General features: G+C 35.6%; 24 protein-coding genes. 2 read left to right on the forward strand and 22 right to left on the reverse strand.

Annotated features, from left to right (window positions below; genetic code table 11):
• Nucleotides 1–4 precede the first annotated feature (4 nt).
• The gene (locus LD272_RS06985) at nt 5–1,297 is read right to left on the reverse strand and encodes a homoserine dehydrogenase (RefSeq protein ID WP_226035886.1); all 1,293 of its coding nucleotides are present in this window, start codon (nt 1,295–1,297) and stop codon (nt 5–7) included.
• 264 nt (nt 1,298–1,561) lie between these two features.
• Complete coding sequence (locus LD272_RS06990) at nt 1,562–2,533, reverse strand: YutH/CotS family kinase-like spore coat protein (protein WP_226035887.1); 972 nt, start codon at nt 2,531–2,533, stop codon at nt 1,562–1,564.
• A 194-nt stretch (nt 2,534–2,727) separates the two neighbouring features.
• Here LD272_RS06990 and LD272_RS06995 point away from each other — a divergent pair, with 194 nt between their 5' ends.
• Nucleotides 2,728–3,237, forward strand: a complete 510-nt coding sequence (locus tag LD272_RS06995) for a phosphatidylglycerophosphatase A family protein (protein ID WP_226035888.1) — start codon at nt 2,728–2,730, stop codon at nt 3,235–3,237.
• A 36-nt stretch (nt 3,238–3,273) separates the two neighbouring features.
• On the opposite strand, the gene LD272_RS07000 is transcribed toward LD272_RS06995, so the two are convergent.
• From LD272_RS07000 to LD272_RS07050, 11 genes are all read right to left on the reverse strand, one after another.
• Nucleotides 3,274–3,666: a YbaN family protein gene (locus LD272_RS07000; RefSeq protein WP_226035889.1), complete on the reverse strand. Its 393-nt coding sequence runs from the start codon at nt 3,664–3,666 to the stop codon at nt 3,274–3,276.
• A gap of 30 nt (nt 3,667–3,696) precedes the next feature.
• Nucleotides 3,697–4,272, reverse strand: a complete 576-nt coding sequence (locus LD272_RS07005; RefSeq protein WP_226035890.1) for a molybdenum cofactor guanylyltransferase — start codon at nt 4,270–4,272, stop codon at nt 3,697–3,699.
• Nucleotides 4,273–4,329: 57 nt separating this feature from the next.
• Entirely contained in the window at nt 4,330–4,833 is a 504-nt protein-coding gene (mobB, locus tag LD272_RS07010; protein ID WP_226035891.1) for a molybdopterin-guanine dinucleotide biosynthesis protein B, read from the reverse strand.
• Between the two features lie 120 nt (nt 4,834–4,953).
• Nucleotides 4,954–5,187 carry a molybdopterin converting factor subunit 1 gene (gene moaD, locus LD272_RS07015; RefSeq protein ID WP_226035892.1) on the reverse strand — a complete coding sequence of 78 codons (234 nt, stop codon included), beginning with the start codon at nt 5,185–5,187 and terminating at the stop codon, nt 4,954–4,956.
• Nucleotides 5,188–5,191: 4 nt separating this feature from the next.
• On the reverse strand, nt 5,192–5,656 hold the full coding sequence (locus LD272_RS07020; protein ID WP_226035893.1) for a molybdenum cofactor biosynthesis protein MoaE: 465 nt from the start codon (nt 5,654–5,656) through the stop codon (nt 5,192–5,194).
• 204 nt (nt 5,657–5,860) lie between these two features.
• On the reverse strand, nt 5,861–7,138 hold the full coding sequence (locus LD272_RS07025) for a molybdopterin molybdotransferase MoeA (protein WP_226035894.1): 1,278 nt from the start codon (nt 7,136–7,138) through the stop codon (nt 5,861–5,863).
• A gap of 11 nt (nt 7,139–7,149) precedes the next feature.
• Nucleotides 7,150–8,160 carry a MoeB/ThiF family adenylyltransferase gene (locus tag LD272_RS07030; RefSeq protein WP_226035895.1) on the reverse strand — a complete coding sequence of 337 codons (1,011 nt, stop codon included), beginning with the start codon at nt 8,158–8,160 and terminating at the stop codon, nt 7,150–7,152.
• A gap of 36 nt (nt 8,161–8,196) precedes the next feature.
• Nucleotides 8,197–9,213 carry a GTP 3',8-cyclase MoaA gene (moaA, locus tag LD272_RS07035; RefSeq protein WP_226035896.1) on the reverse strand — a complete coding sequence of 339 codons (1,017 nt, stop codon included), beginning with the start codon at nt 9,211–9,213 and terminating at the stop codon, nt 8,197–8,199.
• A gap of 431 nt (nt 9,214–9,644) precedes the next feature.
• A complete protein-coding gene (locus tag LD272_RS07040) occupies nt 9,645–12,002 on the reverse strand; it encodes an FdhF/YdeP family oxidoreductase (RefSeq protein WP_226035897.1) in 2,358 nt (785 codons plus the stop codon).
• Between the two features lie 214 nt (nt 12,003–12,216).
• Nucleotides 12,217–12,576 carry a Na-translocating system protein MpsC family protein gene (locus tag LD272_RS07045; protein WP_226035898.1) on the reverse strand — a complete coding sequence of 120 codons (360 nt, stop codon included), beginning with the start codon at nt 12,574–12,576 and terminating at the stop codon, nt 12,217–12,219.
• Nucleotides 12,577–12,644: 68 nt separating this feature from the next.
• On the reverse strand, nt 12,645–13,916 hold the full coding sequence (locus LD272_RS07050; protein ID WP_226035899.1) for an L-lactate MFS transporter: 1,272 nt from the start codon (nt 13,914–13,916) through the stop codon (nt 12,645–12,647).
• Between the two features lie 427 nt (nt 13,917–14,343).
• On the opposite strand from LD272_RS07050, the gene fdhD reads away from it, so the two are divergent.
• Nucleotides 14,344–15,138: a formate dehydrogenase accessory sulfurtransferase FdhD gene (gene fdhD, locus LD272_RS07055; RefSeq protein WP_226035900.1), complete on the forward strand. Its 795-nt coding sequence runs from the start codon at nt 14,344–14,346 to the stop codon at nt 15,136–15,138.
• A gap of 663 nt (nt 15,139–15,801) precedes the next feature.
• On the opposite strand, the gene LD272_RS07060 is transcribed toward fdhD, so the two are convergent.
• The 9 genes from LD272_RS07060 to LD272_RS07100 form a co-directional block, all read right to left on the reverse strand.
• The gene (locus LD272_RS07060) at nt 15,802–17,526 is read right to left on the reverse strand and encodes a sensor histidine kinase (protein WP_226035901.1); all 1,725 of its coding nucleotides are present in this window, start codon (nt 17,524–17,526) and stop codon (nt 15,802–15,804) included.
• Nucleotides 17,527–17,543: 17 nt separating this feature from the next.
• Nucleotides 17,544–18,017 carry a GAF domain-containing protein gene (locus LD272_RS07065; protein ID WP_226035902.1) on the reverse strand — a complete coding sequence of 158 codons (474 nt, stop codon included), beginning with the start codon at nt 18,015–18,017 and terminating at the stop codon, nt 17,544–17,546.
• Nucleotides 18,007–18,660 carry a response regulator gene (locus LD272_RS07070; protein WP_255639677.1) on the reverse strand — a complete coding sequence of 218 codons (654 nt, stop codon included), beginning with the start codon at nt 18,658–18,660 and terminating at the stop codon, nt 18,007–18,009. The genes LD272_RS07065 and LD272_RS07070 overlap by 11 nt, the downstream gene beginning before the upstream one ends.
• Before the next feature lies 1 nt (nt 18,661).
• Nucleotides 18,662–19,327, reverse strand: coding sequence for a sensor histidine kinase (locus tag LD272_RS07075; RefSeq protein WP_226035903.1), 666 nt, complete (start codon nt 19,325–19,327; stop codon nt 18,662–18,664).
• 116 nt (nt 19,328–19,443) lie between these two features.
• Nucleotides 19,444–20,976 (reverse strand): nitrate/nitrite transporter, encoded by a 1,533-nt coding sequence (locus tag LD272_RS07080; RefSeq protein WP_226035904.1) that lies wholly within the window; start codon nt 20,974–20,976, stop codon nt 19,444–19,446.
• A complete protein-coding gene (locus LD272_RS07085; RefSeq protein WP_226035905.1) occupies nt 20,977–21,255 on the reverse strand; it encodes a hypothetical protein in 279 nt (92 codons plus the stop codon).
• Between the two features lie 3 nt (nt 21,256–21,258).
• On the reverse strand, nt 21,259–21,555 hold the full coding sequence (locus LD272_RS07090) for a hypothetical protein (RefSeq protein ID WP_226035906.1): 297 nt from the start codon (nt 21,553–21,555) through the stop codon (nt 21,259–21,261).
• A 5-nt stretch (nt 21,556–21,560) separates the two neighbouring features.
• Complete coding sequence (locus LD272_RS07095) at nt 21,561–21,755, reverse strand: hypothetical protein (RefSeq protein WP_226035907.1); 195 nt, start codon at nt 21,753–21,755, stop codon at nt 21,561–21,563.
• Entirely contained in the window at nt 21,745–22,269 is a 525-nt protein-coding gene (locus LD272_RS07100) for a QcrA and Rieske domain-containing protein (RefSeq protein ID WP_226035908.1), read from the reverse strand. The genes LD272_RS07095 and LD272_RS07100 overlap by 11 nt, the downstream gene beginning before the upstream one ends.
• Between the last annotated feature and the right edge of the window lie 10 nt (nt 22,270–22,279).

Consider the following 22,279-nt stretch of genomic DNA (forward strand, 5'->3'; position numbering starts at 1 on the left):
AATTTTATTCCTCCCCATCTACTCGATAATAACTAATAATATCACTAACAACAGATAAGCCTTTTAACTCATCTAAACTATTCAGTAATTGCTGTTTACTTATTTTGTGCGTAACCATTACAATTTCCGCGGTTTCTTTTGTGCTACCGGGTAATTGTAATATTTTAGCAAAGCTTACACTCTCTGCAGTAAATATATTGGTAATTTCCTGAAAAGTGCCTGCCTCGTCATTTACTTCCATTCGGATAAAATACTTAGTGTACTTTTCTTTATTTTCCTTTAACTGCGTTTTATATTGTGGATATACATAAGCATTACCACTTATGCCTAGACGAATATTTTTTATTACTTCCATCAAATCGGAAACTACAGCTGTTGCCGTTGGTAAACTGCCGGCTCCTGGACCATAAAACATTGTTTCACCAACTGATTCACCATAGACATATACAGCATTATATTCATTTTTAACTAATGCTAATGGATGATCTTGCGGAAGTAAAGTAGGTTCGACACTAACTTCAACTTTTCCATTACTAATAGAAGCTATCCCTATCAATTTAATTGTGTATCCAAGGCTACTAGCAAAGGATATATCCTCTTGTGTGATATCACTAATACCTGAAACGACAACGTCATCCAAACTAATTTCCATCTTGAATGCTAAATTAGCAAGCAAGGTCATTTTTCTTGCTGCATCTAGTCCTTCAACATCAGAAGTAGGATCTGCCTCTGCAAAACCTAATTCTTGAGCCTCTTTCAGCACTTTCTCAAAGGCTAGCTTTTCATCTGTCATCTTAGTCAGAATATAATTGGTCGTACCGTTGACTATTCCCATTATCTTTTGAATTCGATCGGATGCCAAGCCGTCAGATAGAGTTCTAAGAATTGGAATGCCTCCAGCAACACTTGCGTCATAGTAAATGTCACAGTTATTATTTTTTGCGAGTTTTAGTAGCTTTTGACCGTGTACAGCCATTAAATCTTTATTCGCAGTTACAATATGCTTTTTATTTCTGAGTGCTTGTTCTAACAAAATATTTGTATTCTCGATACCACCCATTACTTCAATAATTACATCTATATCCTTATTATTAACAAGTTGATCAGGGTCTGTAGTTAACCAACTTGGATCGATTTCTACATCTCTTTGTTTATTAATATCGCTAACTAGGACTTTTTTTACTACAATTTCACAGCCTAGTTTGTATTTTATTTCCTCCTGGTGATCTTTTAATATCTTAACCACACCTGTTCCAACGGTGCCTAGTCCACATAATCCTACATTTATTTCTTTCATTTTCTTTAGCCCCCTATGTATTCTTAAAGAGTACATGTGTTTATCTATAGTGGACATTATACCTCTCAAATAATCTATTATCAAGGCACAAACAACTAATTTTCTAAAAATTTTAAAAATAGTTTAATGTAAACGATAACACTTGATTACTTGTCAGTAAACTAATATATAGGTTTCTTTTTTTAAAAAACAAAAAACCTTAAAAGAGTGTTCTCTTTTAAGGTTTACGGTAATTTTCGTTTCTATTATAACCAAGTTTCCGTTTTACCATTCGATAACAGATATGTTGACGGATTGTGTATCTAAGTCCAACTCACTGAAAAAATTTCTTAAGTTTCTTTCATAATAATATTGTTTTTCTAACAGTATTTTGTATTGTCGATATAAAGCTTCTTGGTCATTCATGTTAACTCCAACTTCCAAAAAATCAAATAAATGGATTGGAAATAGGAGTCTTGCATATAATAATCGCCAACTAAAAATAGAAAGGGATTGGACACTCTCATACTCTTTTAGAAAAGTTTCTACTTTCGTGAATGGTTTATCTTCTTCTAGCAGAATTGGTCGAATATATTCTGCCAAATCCCTGACTGGATGATCGTGGACCAAGTCATGTGACCAAATAATTTGTTGCTGAAGCTGATAATGGTATCTCTGAAAAGTAATAGCCGGGCGATCAATAGTATGAAAACGCCCATCAGTTTCAGCTTCTTGCAAAAATTGAATAGCATTTTCAGAAAGTCCAACTAGATATGGAAAGGTATCTATAAATAGACGACGGTAGCGTGACACTGGTCGTTCATCATAATAATTAGTGTACATATGTTCAAAATCCGCAATCTTTTTTGCCCACAACCCTTTCCATTGTCCATAACTTGATACATAGTTGGGTTCATACGGGTAACCTGCACCAATTTTATGAAATGATGCTAATTGTCTTGCACTTGGCGAATCCCGTTTATTTTCACTCATTGTCCCGTTGCATACAATGTAATTTCTATTATCAATAGTTGTAATTAACTGTCCTTGTCGATTAAATAAGGGCGTTGCAATATTACGTACGCCGTTGTATATCAAAAAGTCACTAATTGCTTTTTGTTCGTAATGAACCTCCTCGTTATTAGAATCTGTAATGATAAAAAAACCATTATTACCATTTATATATCCTTTAAATCCATCTATTGTTGTACTAGTTCCATTAAAGTTCTCTATATATTGCGATAGTAATTCATCCAAAACTATTTCTCTCCTTCCATAAAGTGAAACCCTTCATAATAAGGGGATTTTAGTTAAGATTATTCAAAAATTAAACCCACTTTATAAAAGTCTATGTTTCAGAAAAATGAATTTGAACCAAATTATTTGATTTATCAGTATCTAATAAGGGTATAATTAGATTATAGAATAAAAAGTTAGGTGTGGTAAAAGTTATGGATGAAATTACAAATCAATCAGTATTGGAAACCAAAGCAAGAACATGGTTGGAAGAACGTGGTGTTACCATGGATGATATTGCAGACCTTGTTTATTATTTACAGAGTAAATACCACGATAGCCTATCAATGGACGATTGCCGCCATCATGTTGATAAAGTTTTAATGAAGCGGGAAGTACAAAATGCTATTGTAACTGGAATTCAGCTTGATGTACTTGCAGAAGAAAAAAAGCTAGAACAACCATTGCAGGATACAATTGAAAGAGATGAGAGTTTATATGGGGTCGATGAAATTATTGCCTTTTCCATTGTTAATGTCTATGGATCAATTGGTTTTACAAACTATGGCTACATTGATAAACAAAAACCAGGAATTTTAGAAAAATTAAATGATAAATCCAGCGGAAGTTGCCATACTTTCTTAGATGATATTGTTGGAGCAATAGCCGCAGCTGCCTCAAGCAGATTGGCACATAGTGCTGCTAATGACAAAGACGTGGACTAAAATTAACCGTAAAAACACTAAAATCCTAAGGAATCCTTAGGATTTTTTTACTTCTTCTGGGGGTATAACCTTAAGTGATAATATATAATACGATACAGAGAGAAAAATAAGTAATAATACGATTGAAATGACAAGGCTATTTACTACAAATAGTATAGAATATAGTGCGCTTATCCATAAAATTACTAGCACCTTTACTTTTGTTTTTTTTGTAACACCGTGACCTTGTTGAAACTGAGTTATATATTTGCCAAGAAATTTATTCGTTTTCAACCAATGATTAAGCTTTTTTGACGATTTTCCATAGCAATATGCTGCAAGTAACAAAAGTGGAGTAGTTGGCAAAAGTGGCAAAATCACTCCAATTACTCCAAGAGATAAGCATAATGTTCCAAAGAAGATTAGTAATGGTTTAGATAGTTTATTCATCAGTTCCTCGCTCCAGCTCAAACTACTTTTTCATTCAGGAAAATCTTCCTGACGGTTGATATTTATAAAAGGCTTTTCGTCCTTTATATTCGATATATATTTTACATTTGCCGTATCTAATAGTTCATCAAATGATCTTTTTCCTTGTTTAAGGCTATCCTCAATTTTATCCTTCAACCTGTAATGATACAATGCAACCAATGGTTGTCTCTTGCCGTTTACTATAGGGACAACTGCATCACAATAGCAATCAATTTGATTGATTAACTCTTTAATTACCCATTCTTGCATGAAAGGGACATCGATTGGTAAAACAATATACCAATCTTTCTTAACCTTAACCATTGCAGAGTAAATTCCCGCCAGAGGTCCTTCGCCTTGATATTTTATGTTATCTTGAATAACCTGTACCGGTAGGTTTTCTTGCTTAAATGAATACTCTAATGAAGAGCTTGTAACTAGAATCACGCTAGAACAATACTTGTTTAAAACGGATAAAGAATAACTGTAGAGTGGTTTACCTTCTAATTTAGCAAAAGCTTTTGGAGATCCAAATCTCCTTGATTTCCCTCCAGCAATCACAATACCCACATATGAAAATGGCACTAAAAAATCTCCCTTAGCTTTATATCCACAGCTTTTTAGAGTACTTAGTAAGTTCTATCAAAACTGCTTACTTTTAAATTGTGTTAATAGCCATTCGATTAACTCTTCTTTTCTTTTTATAGTGAAAATTTGATAAGATTGATGTTTGCTTAGCTTTATATCGGTTATAACAGCTTTAACATTTGTTAACTTATCTAATAAATGAACATCTTCTTCAGAACGTATCATCACTATTTTTGGATAATCAAGATTCTTAAAACCCTCGATTACTAGCACATCAGGATTTATGATAGAATAAAAGTCAATTATTTTTTTAATATTCCACGTTGATTTTTGAATAGTTAACTGAAGAATATCATCTCCTTGGACACCAGCTATTACCGCACCCGCTTGATGGTGTTTAGCACTATCAGTATTCTCCTGACTACTTGGGACACCTCCATGCCCATGATGCTTAAGCGCTGCAACTTCCAATCCATGATTTGTTAAATTCTTAATGATAAAACTAGATAAAGTTGTCTTACCACTATTTTTATATCCAACTACTTGTACAGTTTTCACTATACTTTCACTCCTAATGAATACAGATGTGTAACATTAGCACTTGTTCTTTCGTTTTGTTTTAACATTTTTAAGTCAACGAACTCTTTTAGTGAGACTACAATAAAGTGATTACTCTAATCAACCACCACTCACAGGCGGAATTAAAGCAACAGTGTCGCCATTTTTTATGGTATCGTCGTTAAGTGCGAATTCTTCATTTATTGCAACCATCACTTGGTCCAACTGAGTTAGTTTATATTTGTCTTGTAACATTCTTTTAAATTCACTAACAGTTATTTCTTCACTATTTATTTCTAAACGATTTTGCCCAGCTTCTTCTTGCAAGTGAGCAAATAACAGGACAGTAAACATTAGATCATTCCTTTATACTTGGTTTTCCATCAGGATACGGAACATTTTCTAACTGATCGCCGAGCCATGATTCGCCATTTTCCCAGTGTTCCTTTTTCCAAATTGGCACAATTTGTTTTATACGCTCAATAGCATATTCATTTGCCTCGTACGCCGCTTTTCGGTGTGAAGAAGAAACAGCTATAACAACAGCAATATCGGATATATCTAACTGACCAATTCGATGAGTAATTGCCACGAGAGTTTTCGGCCATTTAGCTTGTATCTCGTCCCCAATCGTCTTTAACATCTTGACTGCCATAGGCTTATATGCTTGATACTCAAGATAGACTGTTTTCTCCCCCTTAGTCCATTCTCTTACGGTACCAATAAATGTTGTTATCGCACCCGCTTCTCTACTCTCAACCTTCTTCACTAAAATTTCTGGTTTGATAGGTTTATCTACAATTTCAAATAATTCTTCTTTCACAATACAACCCCTTCCAAATGGTGTTCTTAAGCATGAACAAAAGCGCAGGCGCCTAGCTCACTACCGACAAGCTTAAGACAAGCCTCGGCGTGGTGTTCTTTGCCACAGAGAGGATTGACTTAAGACCTTGAGGTGGTAGGTGCCGGAGCTGGACGTGGCTAAGCTTAGGAATTAATTATCCACAGCAGTCCATTTTATAATTTCCTAGACATGAACAAAGGATTTAAATGTTGTGCCATCTTGATCTTCTAAAAAGATTATTTTTACATTCATTCCTTTTTGGTATCCTCTAGTTCCACCGGGAAGGACAATAAGAACATTTGCCAATCCTAATGAAGAGACAACACTTGATTTATCTAAACCTGCCGGAGTAGCAATTAATTTTCCTTCTTCAAACGTCAAGTTTCCTCTAACAAATCTATCAAAGGGATTTGGTTTAGTAAAATCAGCACCAAGTACTGCTGTTTCTTTCTTTGAAAATGGTTGTGTAGAGTGTAAAAATGTTCGAATAATTGGTCTTGTAAATAATTCAAAACCAACATAACATGCTGACGGATTACCAGATAAACCAAAAAGTAATTTCCCATCCTTTTCAGCAATTGTCGTAACACTCCCCGGACGCATACCTACTTTATTAAATAACACGTTCGCGCCTAATTTCTGGTAAATTTCAGGTAAATAATCAAAGTCACCTACTGATACACCACCTGTAGTAATTAAGAAATCTACTTTACTTAAAGCATCCTTTACTTGGTTATAGCAAGTTGCTAGATCATCACTGAATTGACCTAGATAAACCGGCTGTCCCCCTGCACGTTCAATTTGAGAAATCATCATATAGGCATTACTATTTCGGATCTTCCCTGGTTGTAAAGCTTCACCAACTTCTAGTAATTCGCTTCCGGTAGCAATAACTCCTATTTTCGGTTTACTACTAACCGGTACATTTTCATAGCCAAAAGTGGCTAGTAATGCCACAATACCAGGATTTATATAGGTTCCTTTTACTGCGAGCACAGTGCCTTTTTTGGTATCTTCACCGATAAACGAAATGTTATCACCTTGCTTGAAATTTCGCTTAATTTGAATATGTGGCTTTCCGTTTATTTCTAATTCCTTTGTTAACTCAAGCATTACAACAGCATCACAGCCGTCCGGAACCTGTGCACCAGTCATAATTCTGACAGCCTCTCCCTGACGTACAATGCCTTCAAATACACTGCCTGCACCAATTTCTCCAATAACAGTTAATGTTTGAGGACTATCCCTAGATGTACTTTCTGTATCTACTGATCGAATTGCAAATCCATCATACGGGGAACGATCAAAAGAAGGAACGTCATGATCAGCAACAAGGTCCTCACCTAAAAAATGTCCATACGCTTTTTCAATTGGTAGATAACTCACACTACCTGCAACCGCAAATTCCATTATTCGTTCTATTGCTTCAGTTACCTTAATCGGTTTTCTTCTTTCAACCATGATTATCCTCCTTAACCTACTAACTTATAATAAACCTTTTTTGCTTGTTCAATTGAATTTGTTCCATGGATAAATGTCCGCCCATCACGGAAGAAAACTACTCTGTAATTATCGTAAACAATAGATAATAGGAATGGATTTAGTGTGATTGTCCCCAAATTCTCCAAACTCGATGCCAAGACATCTAATTGAAATTCCCGATTTGAACGAATTTGTACTGTGTCTCTTCCACAGAGCACTTCCGTTTTTGTTTGTGCATCATAGCTTAAATAAGGATAGCTGGGCTCGTTCCCACAAGAAGGACAATCAGCTTTTTTAGCTCGATCGACATTAATTGTTTGATAATGGTTGTTCCACATATCAAACATAACTAGACCTTTCCGCAATGATTGATAATCTTCTACTAATAGTTTAAAAGCTTCCGTCATTTGATGAGCTACCACCATTTGAACAGCTGGCGAAATAATACCAACAGAATCACAGGTTGCTCCTGACAGGGTAGTAACGTTCAGTAAGCAATGGAGACAAGGTGTTTGACCTGGTAAAATAGTATAGCTCATACCAGTACTACCAACACAAGAACCAAAAATCCAGGGTATATTGTAGGACTGTAACAGATCATTGATAATAAAACGAATATCAAAGTTATCCGTTGCGTCGATCAAAAGATCAACTTCATGAAGCAACGGACCTAGATTAAGACTTGTCGCATCCATCACATGTGCTTCAATGAACACATGTGAGTTAATCTGAGTCAACCTTTTTTGGGCTGCTATTGCCTTTGGTAGTTGATCAACCGCATCGCTCTCAGCAAACAATTGTTGTCTTTGAAGATTACTAAACTCAACATAATCACGATCAATTAAAGTGAGCTTACCAATACCAGCTCGAACGAGTGCTTCAGCACTAGCAGATCCTAAAGCGCCACACCCGACAATCAACACGTGGCTTTTTTCAATTTCCGTTTGCCCAAGCGTACCAATTGGCTTGAACAAGGCTTGACGAGAGTACCGCTCATTCACTTTTCAAACTCCCTTTCGAATTCTAACTACCTACTTCTATCCGCCAATGTATGACATTTCGATTTTCTTCCTGTTTTTCGCCGTTTCTTCTGTACGCTCATCAGAATAACGATCGCTTCTCTTTTCCCAAGTTGGAACTATTGCCGCTTTTATATCATCATTACTAGCCTCTGATCGAATTATTTCTTTCAAATCAAAGCCGCTTGATGCAAATAAACACGTATAGAACTTACCATCTGCAGCAACTCTTGCTCTCGTACAAGTCGAACAGAAGGATTCAGAAACAGAAGTGATAAAACCTACTTCGGTATTTGTCCCTTTATATCGATATCTTTGGGCGACTTCCCCAACATAGGCAGGGTCAACCGGCTCAAGTTCAAATTTACTCGATAATTGAGTAAACATTTCTTTCTTCGTAACAACCTTGTCAAAATTCCAACCATTATGTTGACCAACATCCATAAACTCTATATAACGAAGTGCAATCCCTTGCTCTTTAAAATACTCTGCCATTGGAACGACTTCTTGTTCATTCATTCCTTTTTTCACTACCATATTTACCTTTACTTCCAATCCAACCTCTTGCGCTTTTTTCATACCTTTTAAAATGCGATCGATTCCTACATCACTATCATTTATTGATTTAAACGTATTATCATCTAAAGCATCTAAACTAACATTTACCCGCTTAAGTCCTGCCTCTTTTAACTTGCTAGCCATTCTTTCAAGCAAAAATGCATTGGTAGTCAGTCCTATGTCTTCCAACCCATCGATAACTGATAGTTTTTTTATTAAGTCAGGTAAGTTTCTTCGTAACAGTGGTTCACCACCAGTTAAACGAATTTTCTTAACACCTAGTTCAACAAATATAGTTGCCAAACGCTCGATTTCCTCAAAACTTAACAGATGTTCCTTAGGTAAAAACTGAAAATCTTTTCCAAATATCTCTTTCGGCATACAATAAGTACACCTGAAATTACAGCGGTCAGTTACAGAAATACGTAAGTCTTGCAATGGACGCCCAAACTTATCTTGTAAAGTTGAGTTTGCCATGTATATCTCTCCTCAATGTAAGACTTTTGATGCTATTTATTAAGTGAAACTTCATTCAGTAAGGCACTTTCCCTGTTGAATGTTCGTTTAATCAATCAAACTTGTGTGGAACGTTGACCCCATCTATTTAAATGTCTATATATTTTGACATGAGGCTTTTTACAAGTAGTTAAACTGTGATAAAAATAATCATCATAATAAGATAAAACGCCCCTACAATTATGTAGCAACGTTTTATCCTATCATAACATTTATTTGATGGTTTCTGAAACTAGAATAGCAAAATAATTACCATGAAGACATCTAGTATAACTTCGTCTCAGGAACACCTTTTCCTGAAAATTCATCCTAGAATTACAAATGAATTTTTCATGCCGTCCAAATGAATGAGACGATAATAAAATTAATCATTTATTAGAACACGTTTCAAATTAATTAATTGTCGTTTCTAAGTCTTCTATATGTTTTTCTAGGTAGTTAACATCTTTTCTCGCATTGAAGCGTTCTGCTTTCTCTACTTTAACTGCAACACTGTATTGGGGCATTCCTGAAGGTCCATCATAAATACCTTTTGGAATTAGAAAGTTACCTTCTGGGAAATGAAGTCCAATATTTCCTCGTGCAAAATCTGCTAAAAGGGCTTTACCTTGAAAAGTACCATATTGGTTATAAACAACAATTGGTTCACCATTGGCAATATTTAACCCTTTCGCATCTTTTTCATTCAAAAGCACATCAAAGCGACCAGCTGAATTGAATGGATCTGTTTGTTTGTAAACCATTGAGTTAAACTGTTTTCCGCGACGGGTTGTAATATAGAATGTACCATCTGGTTTTTCTACGTTAGGAATATCAACTGGAATTAAGTTACCTCTTCCATCCGGAGTTGGACAAATTCCACCTTCACATAACCATGCGCCACCCCATTGAAAAACGTCCCCTTGTTTTTTAAGATGCTGAATCCCATCATAATCTCGATTAGCAATTGCGATCTCATCACGTATTTCCTGACCGTTTTTAAAATCAACTAAATGTGCTGTTTCAGGTTTTACCCTCTTAGCCAAGTCTATATAAATTTTCCACTCTGCCCGTGCTTCTTCTACTTTTTGTTTATTCCCTTCAATTTCAGGTGAATAATAAACCATACGTTCTGTTGAAGTAGAAGTTCCACCGCCTTCTTGTTCAAAGCGAGTTTTAGCTGGTAGTACAATAACTGCCTCCTTCGCATCAACCAATGTGGAAGTATTAAAAATGATATCTTGATGGACACGAATGTCTAATTCAGACAGCGCTTTTTCAATGAATTCAGGATTTGGCATTGTTTCTAAAAAGTTACCACCGCTCATGTAATATAGCTTAAGTTTTCTTTCGTGATCTTCTGGAAGAACCGCATTTTCAAGAGATACACCGACGATTTCTCCGTTCCATTTTGGAAGTTCAAAATTCCATATCTTTTCTATTCTCTCAACGTTCTCCTCATCCCAGCCACCGCCTGGAAGAACGAATGGATCTGCACCCATTTCACCACTTCCTTGAACACTTGAGTGTCCACGGAATGGCATGAGTCCAGCATGTTTTCTTCCTAAATGCCCACGTAGAAGTGCAAGATTTGCTACTTGCGAGATGTTATCTGTTGCAAATGAATGCATTGTTAAACCTAATGCCCATGCGTAGACAGCGCTTTTGCTTTTAGCCAAAAGCTCAGATAACTCTATAATTCTATCTTTGGTTACCCCTGAAGACTTAACAATCTCTTCCCACGTAAAATCTTGTATTTTCGCTTTAAGCTCCTCGTAACTATTAACATGCTCATTAACGAATTCATGATTAACTGCCGAGCCATGTTCCAATTCTTCCATATCAAACCAATGTTTCATAATTCCATGCATAAAAGCAATATCCCCACCGATATTTACTTGATAGAAATCGTCTGCAATCTTAGTTCCGAATAAGGCAGATTCAGCATTTGAAGGCACCCAATACTTATCCATCGCAGGCTCTTTGTATGGGTTAACAACAATAATTTTTGTGCCCTTTTTCTTAGCCGCTAACATATATTTTGTTGAAACAGGTGAACTGTTCGATGCAACAGATCCCCAGAATAAAAGTACGTCAGTGCCAATCCAATCTTGATAATTAGCACTACTTGCTCCAATTCCTACAGAGCGTTTAAGAGCTGTTTTCGATGGAGAGTGACAAATACGAGATGCGTTATCAATATGATTTGTTCCAAGGAAACGAGATACCTTTCCAGCTACGTAGTAGGATTCATTCGTAATCCCTCTCGAAGTTAAGTAAAAACCATATTGTTTCGGATCAAGTTTTTTCATTTTTTCTGCAATCATGTCCATTGCATCGTCCCAATTAATACGAGAGAATTTATTTTCTCCTTTTCTACGAATTAATGGATATGGAATACGTCCAAATTCACGCAACTCTGCACTGCTATACTTCTTTAACTCGTCAATTTTTGCGTGGACAATTTCTTCCTTCATAGCTGGTGCTGTACTTAAACGCAAAACATTTAAACGAGATGTACAAATATGTGGTCCTTTAAGTGTTTGATCCTGCAGACCAGATACCCCTAAGGCACAACCATCACAAACACCTTTTGTTAGAATGTTTTTCGCATAATTTAAATTATCTTTGTTTTCCCACACAATCTTCATTGTATCTCTAATATGTTTTGGTTTTACTTTTCCAATACCAAACGGAATTGGACTAACCCAATGTTCAGGTGATGGAACTTTCGAGACTTTCATCGGGCCTTGATGTTTTGTTTCTCCCATAGAATAATCACTCCTTAAATTTTATTTCCTTACTTTTTGTATAATTTAACCCTGGATTATCAGGTGAGAACAACGCTATATCAATACACAGACTACCTTGCCATGAACTTATATATATTCCTACTAGACACAAAAAACCACCGTAAACATTTCTCTAGGGAAAAATACTACGGTGGTTGAGTCTTTAACAGGAGCGCTGACAAGTACCTAACCTTTATTCATTAAATTTATCACTTAAATTTTCATCAAAAACGAAGATAGACATCCCAAAGTCTCGATTAATGTCAATATCGACAAATAAATCAACAAGCTTACACTTTAAGAATTCTTCCATTTCTTCAGGAGGATTCTTACGATACATTTCTTTCACCATTTCTGTTCGTGCGGCTCTGAGTACTTGTTTTCCTTCGTCCGAACCTGCAATAAACTTTTCAACCGGCGAAAGATTTCCTTCCATTTCACAAATTGCCCAGTTTTTACAGAAGGTTGTGGTAATTTTACTTGGACCTTTTCCCATATGCTTCTTTCTAAACGAGCGCACAAGGTTGCTGAATTCTGCTTCGTACCTATTCATTAATGCCTCCTGATAAACAATATTAAACTATTAATATTGTATCATATTACTTTTTCCTAATAAAATTTTTAGCCAGCTATCGAACTAGATTTTGTTTGATTATCTTTTTGGCTCCGTAACTTAGTAACATTTTTCCCCGTAGCAATTGATATGAATAGGGCCAATATAAACAAGCAAGCGAAAAACGTTAAACTTGCTTGATAGCCACCTGTTGTATCCTTAATCCATGCAGCAAACATTGGACCAACTAACCCAGCCGCCGCCCAAGCCGTTAAAATGTACCCATGAATCGCTCCTAGTTGTTTTGTTCCAAAGACATCTCCAATGAATGCTGGGATAGTAGAAAATCCTCCACCATAACATGCATAAATAAGAACTACTAATACGCTGAAAATGATCTGACTGGTTACGCTTGGTAAGATGAAGAAAATCGGAATTTGAATAATGAAAAACAACATATATGTTGTCACACGGCCAATGTAGTCTGACACAGTTGCCCAGATTAAACGACCAAGCCCATTCGCTATCCCTAAAGCCCCAACAAGTGCTGCAGCCTCTGTAGTTGAAATTCCAATACTTTCTACTGCCAATGGTTTCATCGCTGAAATAACCGCAATACCACATGTTACGTTAATAAACAACATCAACCATAAGAAATAAAAACGTTTTGTTTTGATTGATTCGTTTGCCGTTAACTGTGCTAAATCTTCTTTAATTTTAGTTTTCCCTGACGCAACCTTTTCCTTGAAACCTTCCGGAGCCCAATCAACTGGAGGTTTTTCTAAGTAAAGTGATGATACTGTCATCACTACAAAATAAGAGATTCCTAGAATATAAAATGTATTTGCAATTCCTACAGAATTAATTAAAGCATCCATTATTGGACTACTTATTGCTGCAGCGAAACCAAATCCCATAATTGCTAAACCTGTTGCAAGACCACGTCTGTCAGGAAACCATTTTACCAATGTTGAAACCGGAGCTATGTAACCGACTCCTAACCCGATTCCACCTAGCACTCCATAGAAAATATATAAAAGTGGTAATGAACCGATTGCAACTGCAAAACCAGATCCAAAAATACCTATTCCAAAAAATGCAGCCGCTAGCAATCCCGCTTTTCTAGGACCATACTTCTCAACGAAGTGACCAAGAAACGCTGCTGACAAACCTAAAAATAAAATTGCTACACTAAACGTAAATTGAACTTCCCTGGATGACCATCCAAATTCTTCGATTAAAGGCGTAGTAAAGTTACTCCACGCATATACAGAACCAATTGAAATATGTATCCCTATAGCTGATGCAGCTATAAACCATCTATTTTTAACCTTTTGCACCAATTCCACATCCTTTTCATAAAATAAAACCGTCAATCCACCTAAGAAGAAATGCAACTTCGCATTCTTTTGGAAGATTGACGGTTAGTAAACAGCAGGACTCGCTACTATTGGACCAACAGTAATCGTTTTCATTAATGTTTGTGAATTTTTAACCGATGACAGGATCGCTATCTCGCGTCAAAAATGTTACAAAATTGTGACTTTTTATAATTATTATAGTATCATGAACTAAAAGAAATATACAACCATTTTTTAAATTACTACAAATTAATAGTTTAATTTTAAAGTTGTTTCAATAAAAACTAGCTTTTTAGATATTCAAGTGGAATAGCATACTTCTTAACTCTATGTGTGTTACTTGTCTTATAAAATAGATTATGCTTACATGATTATTAAATTAAAAAAATGAAATTGGGTGAAGAATATGCTTCATAACACAAGCTCTAAAGAACCGATTGTAAAATACACTTACGGGGAACTACTTTCAACGGAAGACGATATTGTCACTGAATTTCCGATCACCATTCATATAAATGGTCAAGAGTTTGCGACAATGGTTTGTACTCCTACCCATCTTGAAGAACTAGTTATTGGTTTTTTAGCTTCTGAAGGAGTTATTTTGTTCAAGGATGATATAAAGAATCTTGATATTGATGAAGATCGTGGCTTTGCATATGTTACTTTAAAAAAAGCGACTATTAATGTAGATCAACAACACTACTCAAAGCGGTTTATTGGATCATGTTGTGGCAAAAGTAGGCAATTTTACTTTCAAAGTGATGTAAAGACTGCGAAAACATCAATGACAAAGATATCTCTAACAGCTGAACAATGTATAAACTTAATGAATAGGATGCAAGGAGATAGTGTTGTCTTTAAGGAGACTGGTGGCGTACATAATGCAGCTCTATGTACACCTACAGATATAATTATTGGTCGAAACGATATTGGAAGACATAACGCACTTGATAAAATATATGGATATAGCTTGCTAAATAAAATATCTGTACGAGATAAAATCATTGTTTTTAGCGGGAGAATTTCGTCTGAGATTATGACAAAAGCTGCAAAAATCGGTGTTGGTATTGTACTTTCAAAATCAGCTCCAACTGATTTAGCCATACGACTCGCGAATGATTTGAACATAACAGCTGTAGGATTTATTCGTGGTAACTCTTTTAATGTCTATTCTCATCCAGAAAAAATAACGCGAGCATAAAGTTTTTAATAGTTGATGGAACCATAAGGTTCTGAATGAAACTATGTTTCTACTACTCTAAAATTACATTTTTTCAATGATTAATAGTTTAGACTGTTTTCTATTAGATTATTATTATGGACACAAAAACTATAGAATGCGACGTAACATACCACGTCATACTGGAAAGTACGTGGCGGGTACCCAGAGAGGTTGTTTACAAGGTGACTGAGAAATACACTTGGATAATGAATCAAAGTGATCCATAAGCTGTTTATCGAGTATGAAGGTCCTTTTGAGTGTGAAAGAGATGAAATAAGACCTTCATCAGCGTTATGAAGGTCATTTTGATAATGAAAGTGATGAAAAGAGACGTTCATAAGCACTATGAAAGTCATTTTAATAGTGAAAGTGATGAAAAGAGACTTTCATAAGCATTATAAAGGTCCTTTTGAGTGTGAAAGAGATGAAATAAGACTTTCATCAGCGTTATGAAGGTCCTTTTGATAGTGAAAGTGATGAAAAGAGACTTTCATAAGCACTATGAAGGTCCTTTTGAGTGTATTTCCGGGGCAGGTATTATGCACTCACCAACATTTAAGTTACGTCGCATTTTCTATCAACTACGAAAAGCAACAACATTTACGAAAGACCCCTATTTCATTAGAATTGTTGCCCCCACTATTAAACGCGCGGAATCTCTAGTACGACTACCGTTCCTTTTCCTGGTATAGATCTAATTTGAAGTTCTCCATTCACTGAACGCGCTCTTTCTTCCATACTAATTAATCCAACTCCCGAAGTTAATCGATTTTTAATAAATCCTTTGCCATTATCCTCAATCACTACTCGAACCACATTCTCTACTTCTCGAATTGTTACTGAAGCTTGATTAACATCAGCGTATTTACGCACGTTTGTAAGGGATTCTTGTATTATTCTATAAATAGTTACCTCAATTTGATTGACCAATCTTTGTTCAAGGAAACATTCAAATAAAACATCAAAATTGTAATTCTCAGAAAATCGATTGAGAAAAGAACGAATTGCAGGAACAAGCCCGAGGTCATCTAGAACAGAAGGCCTGAGTTCCCAAGAGAAATCTCTGATTTCTTCAATTAATTCTGTTGCTTCTCTGACCATTTGTTCGTGTAAGGGATGATTTATTTCATTACCTAAACGGTTAATAGTTATTAAGTGACTATATAGGTTCTGACCGATTCCGTCATGAAGCTCACGTGACAATCTCTTTCTCTCATCTTCTTGAACGTCAATAATACGTGTCATCGTGTGCTGTAATTCTTCTTCAACCTTTTTTCTGTTGGTAATATCAAAACGTATGGCTAAATACTGATAAGGTTTTCCATGTTCATTCAAAAAAGGAACAATTGTTGTATCTACCCAATAATGGGTGCCATCCTTTGCTTTATTATAGATTTCGCCATGCCAGACATGGCCATTACCAATGGTATTCCATAGGTTTTTAAAAAATGTCCTAGGGTGATACCTAGAGTTAATAATGGCATGTGTATTACCAATTAATTCTTCTCTAGGATACTTTGAAACATGGACAAACTGATCATTCACGTAGGTAATCTTTCCTTGCTGGTCTGTAATTGCTACAATCGAAGACTCATCTAAAGCAAATTTAAAATCTACCAATTCTTGCATAGACTTGTTCAGTTCATCAACGACACGCTTATAATCAGTAATTTCTTTTCTAATTGCTAAATATTGATATGGCTTTCCTTCATTAGTTATGAAAGGAACAATCGTTGTATCAACCCAATAATATGTTCCATCCTTTGCCTTGTTCTTTATTTCCCCGTGCCAAACCTTACCGTTAGCAATTGTTCGCCACAGATTACGTATAAATTCTTTTGAATGATGTCCAGAGTTTATAATTCTGTGGTCTTTACCAATTAATTCGTCGCTTGAATACTGTGATATTTCACAAAATTTATCATTTACATATTTAATTTTTCCTGTTTGATCTGTGATAGCTACGATAGTTGATTGGTCAAGGGCGTATTTCATATCGAATAATTCATCTGATATTTTTTGAGGCTCCATTCCAAGATTAGAATAGTTGTTACTGCGTTGGATAAAGAGTAAGGTGTAGCTTTCACCTTTGATAGAAATGAGACTTTTCCGGACAAATAAAGGGATTGAAGTCTCTTGTTTATTTTTTGCAAAATGTTGGATAATCTTTCCCTCTTCAATCCTATTAAAATCTATATAAGGCATTAGCTGTTGTATATTTTCGCCTAGATAATCACCTTGTTCAAGGTGAAGCATTTGAGTAGCTTTATGATTTACAGACTGAATCACACCGTATTCATCAACGACAATGGATCCATCTCCAGGAGTTAGACTGGTTGAATTATTATTAGGATTTAATTTTTTCATAGCTTCAGCTTCCCCTCCTAGTTCCCAAAATAATAAGAAGCTAATAAACTTTCCACCTTTTCAGCTGTTTGCTTCACCTTCTGATAATTATCTTGATTGAAAGTATGTGGGTCCCTAAAACCAATTAAAAGAGCACCTTTAGGTACCCCTTTCCATATCAATGGACATGCATAAGCAGATATGATTTTTTCAGCTAACATAATTGGGTATTCTGTTGACTTACCGATAATATCATTTGGAAAAGATGCTATCGTCATTGAACTTCCGCTTGATATTACTTTTCCGGCTATTCCCTTGCCATATCGAACTGTAATGTACTTGTATTTTTCATTTCTGTTGCCACTAACATATGGCCATACAACATCCATTTCCCCATATTTTTGTAATGCTATTCCACTGAAATCACACGGCATGTTTTCTTTCAATTGATCACATTCTAACAAAAGTAAATCTGTTAATTCTTCAGCTTTTGAGCTCTGTTCAAATTCCATAACCAAGCAAACCTTTCTTGAGAGCATAGGCAACCAACTCAGGTCTTGTTTTCATTTGTAATTTATCCATTAGGTTACTTTTATGTGTTTCAACAGTCTTTACACTTATGATTAACTGCTCACCAATATCCTTATTGGCGTAACCTTTTGCAATAAGTGTTAATACTTCCTTTTCACGATCAGATAAAAGTTGATAGTTGTCAGACCCATCACTTTTTACTGAACCTAAATATTCTTCCATTAACCGCTTGGTTGCAGCAGCATGCAAGTAAGCATCTCCATTACATACAGATTTTATTGCGCTAATAAGTTCTTCATGCGGTGCGCTTTTTAATACACATCCAGATGCACCAGCTTGAATAGCACGGAACAAATATTCTTCATCATCATGCATCGTCAATATTAAGATAGATGTTTTTGCTAATAGTTTCTTTAATTCAGAAGTTGCGGATAATCCGTCTTTACCATGTGGCATACTTAGGTCCATTAACACAACATCAGGTGTTAAATCCAGTGCTTTCTCTATACCTTCATTGCCTTCTGAAGCTTCTCCTACCACTTCCATATCTGGTACCGCATTTAATAATACCTTTAGCCCCATCCTAACAACCGCATGGTCATCTACTAATAGGATTTTTATCAATTTACATTCCTCCTATTTCAGTAGGCAAAACTATTGTTACTTTTGTACCTTTTCCTATACTAGAAGACAGATAACAATTGCCTCCAGCAGTAGTCATCCGTTGCTTCATCGCTGCTATACCTTTAAATAGGTTATTATCTATCGCTTCTTGTACATTGAAACCAATTCCGATGTCATCAATGACTATTTCTAACAAGTTTTCTTCCCATTTGAAAGATAAGTTCGCCTCAGATGTATCAGCATATTTAGCTATATTAATCAAAGCTTCTTGGCATGATCTAAAAACTGCCAAACCTTTTGATTCCGATATCTTTTGTTCTTCGCCACTAGATTCAACATTAATCTTGACGCCAAACGTTGAGGTAAATAATTTAATATAGCTCTTTAAAGCTGAACTTAATCCTAGCGTCATTAGTGTAGAAGGATAGAGTTCAACAGATAACAGTCTAACTTCCTTAATGGTACGATTAACGATTTCTGACAATTCTTTTGTGTAAGCTTGTAGATCTGGATGTTCAATCCCAGATTGGATAAACTCTAATCCTGTGGATACGCTATAGAGGTTTTGGCTAATTCCCTCATGAAGCTCAAGAGCAATCCGTTTTATTTCCTCTTCTTGTGATTGAATGATATACGTGCTTGCATGGTTCATTTCCCTAAGCTCCATAATAACTAACCTCCTCTATAATAACTGCGAACCCTAATAGTTAAACACAATTTAGCCTTTAAAAACTAAGATAGCTCACCTCTTTTGGGCTGATTATTACCGGACTTTACCATTCCCTAATTTATCTTTCTGGATTCTAATTTATTCTCCGCTATTTTGTTTTTTTCAGTAATATCACTAAATACGCCAGCATATTGGATTATTTCACCACTATCATCTTTAATCGCATTGATCGTTAACCATTCAAGATAGTGACTACCATCTTTTCGTTTATTCCAAATTTCTCCTTGCCAAAAGTCCTTGTTTTTCAATTCTATCCACATTTTTTGATAAAATTCTTTTGATTGCTTCCCAGAGCTAAGCATCTTAGGATTATTACCTACTGATTCTTCAAGACTGTATCCTGTATGTTCTGTGAATGCAGGATTCACAGTAACTATTTTACCATTAATATCTGTCACCATCATCCCTAAAGGAGTAGTTTTCATCACTTGGTGCGATAAGGTAAGCTTATCATGGTAATACATCCAAATAACAATTACTAAACTTGCTAGTGCAATTTGTGATAGAGCCATAAAACCAATTGCATAGTGACCAGTCAATGTATATAGGCTCGTAAGTATCAGTGGCGGGAAAAATCCACCTAAGCCACCCATTGCAGCAACAATTCCGTTCACTATTCCCGCTTGCTTATTAAAATACATTGGTACAAGTTTAAATATAACACCATTTCCTGCACCAGCAACACTAGCGATTGTTAAACAGCCGACAGTATATAAATTTATTGAAGGAGCAAAAGATAGTAGCATTGCTGCTAAAGTAAAACCTGCAAAGATATACATTAGCATTATTAATGGATTGAAACGATCCGCTAACCACCCGCCAAGAGGACGTGTAACTGTTGCTATTGCAATAAATCCTGCTGTGCGTAACCCGGCATCAACTTGAGCTAGATTGAACTCAGAAACTAAAAAATTCGGAAGATAAACTGTAAACGCAACAAAAGAACCAAATGTTATAAAATAAAATAATGAAAATAACCATAGTTTTTCATTTTTATATACACTTTTTATTTGTTGAATTAACGGCGTTTTAACTTTTGTTTCTTGTCTATCACCCATAAATATATTGGCTAGGATAAAAATTCCAAGAAGTACCATATAGAATTGGACTGTTGTCGACCAGCCAAACTTTGCAGCAAGTACTGGTGCTGCAAAAGCTGTAATTGCCGTACCAATGTTACCAGCACCATAGATTCCATTTACAAAGCCATGACGCTCTTTTGAATAGTATTTAGGTAATGAAGTAACACCTACAGAGAAGATAGCACCACCAATACCTATGAATAATCCACCGATTACAAGATCAATAAAAGAGTCCGCTATGCTTATATAATAAACCGGTGGTATTAAGAGAATAAAACTGATGATGAAAATCAATCTAGCTCCTAATAGATTTGTTAAGTAGCCAAGTGGAACACGAAGTATCGATCCAAGAATTACCGGGATTGCCGTAACCCAAGCAGCTTGCTGTGGAGTTATTTGTATATCCTCTATAATAAAAGATAGTAAAGAAGATAAAATCACCCATACCATAAACCCTACTATTAAATTCATTGTCTGTAATGGAAGTTGCATTTTTTGTATCATTTATTTTTCCTCGCTTCTAATTGAATAATAAAGAGCGGCAGTTTCGTCATAAGCTGACCATTCACTTTCCTTTTGAACAACTGTACTCGTTAAAGGGACAGCGAAAAAGAAATGCTTGTCAAAATATATCCTTAAATGCGTCTTATCAGGGCACAATTCTAAATTACTAATTTTCCTATTTATCCAAGGTGCTCTATCTTCACCTTCTTTACCATGAATACAAACCTCAACAGGGGAATTAATATATTTTTCTAAATCATTCATTTTCACAGTTTCCATAGACTAACATCCTTTCATTACAGGAAGAACTTGAAACTGATAACCTTGTAACATAGACCAAAAGTTTTCACTAGCATTATCCTCTAAATAATCAATAACTTCTTGTTCTGTTAACCACCTGCTCATGCCTTTAACCTCAGCTACGACTATTTCAGCTCCCATTTCCTCTTTTTCATCTAGATACCACTGGAGACGTTCGTATTTAAATAATTGTTCAAATATTGATTCGACCTCTGTTGCTAGTTGACCTGACTTCTCTCGAATAAAACAAAAGTCTAAGTAAGTTTCGCTTTTTTTCATAATTTTTAACTGCCTCCTTTGTTTTTTTCCTTTTTATAAACAAGAATGGCAATAGGAAATAGTATAATGTTAATCCCCATATAAATTAGGACATTTTGATAATTTTCATGGTAATATTGGTGAACAATTAATTGAGTAAAAACAATATTCATCGCTAAAATAAGACAAAGAATAATGACTCCTAGATAGCTACGCTTCATAACGTTTCACCCTTACTGCGAAGATCGCTTCATCCTCTTGATGTACTACAATTTCAGGAAGTGGTCGTCTTGGAGGTCCAGCAGTAGGCGCACCAGTATTTACATCAAATTTTCCATGATGACAAGGACATACCATTTCTTTTTGTTCTTTTACCCAATAAACTGGACATCTCAAGTGTGTGCAAGCATTTTGATAGGCAACATATTTATTTTCTTCCAGCCTTATTAATACTGCACTATCGTGGTCACTTGGGAAATGAAACTCGACAGATTCTCCTACTGCGATATCTTTTATATCAACTATCTTTTTATGTGGATATTCTTTATCGGCGAGTCCCATGAGTTCTTTGGCAGCCAATGTGCCCCAAGGAAGGGAGGCAACTGCGAATACGCCAGCAGCACCTGCTAATGTCTTCATGAATCCACGACGGTCTAGTGAACGATCATTGTTTCTATTAATATTATTTGTGTAATTGTCATCTTTTTCTGGAATTTTACCGTTTTTGTTTGTCATTTAAATACCC

Origin of the sequence: Aquibacillus saliphilus (genome assembly GCF_020404745.1) — a bacterium.
Classification (GTDB): Bacteria; Bacillota; Bacilli; order Bacillales; family Amphibacillaceae; genus Aquibacillus; species Aquibacillus saliphilus.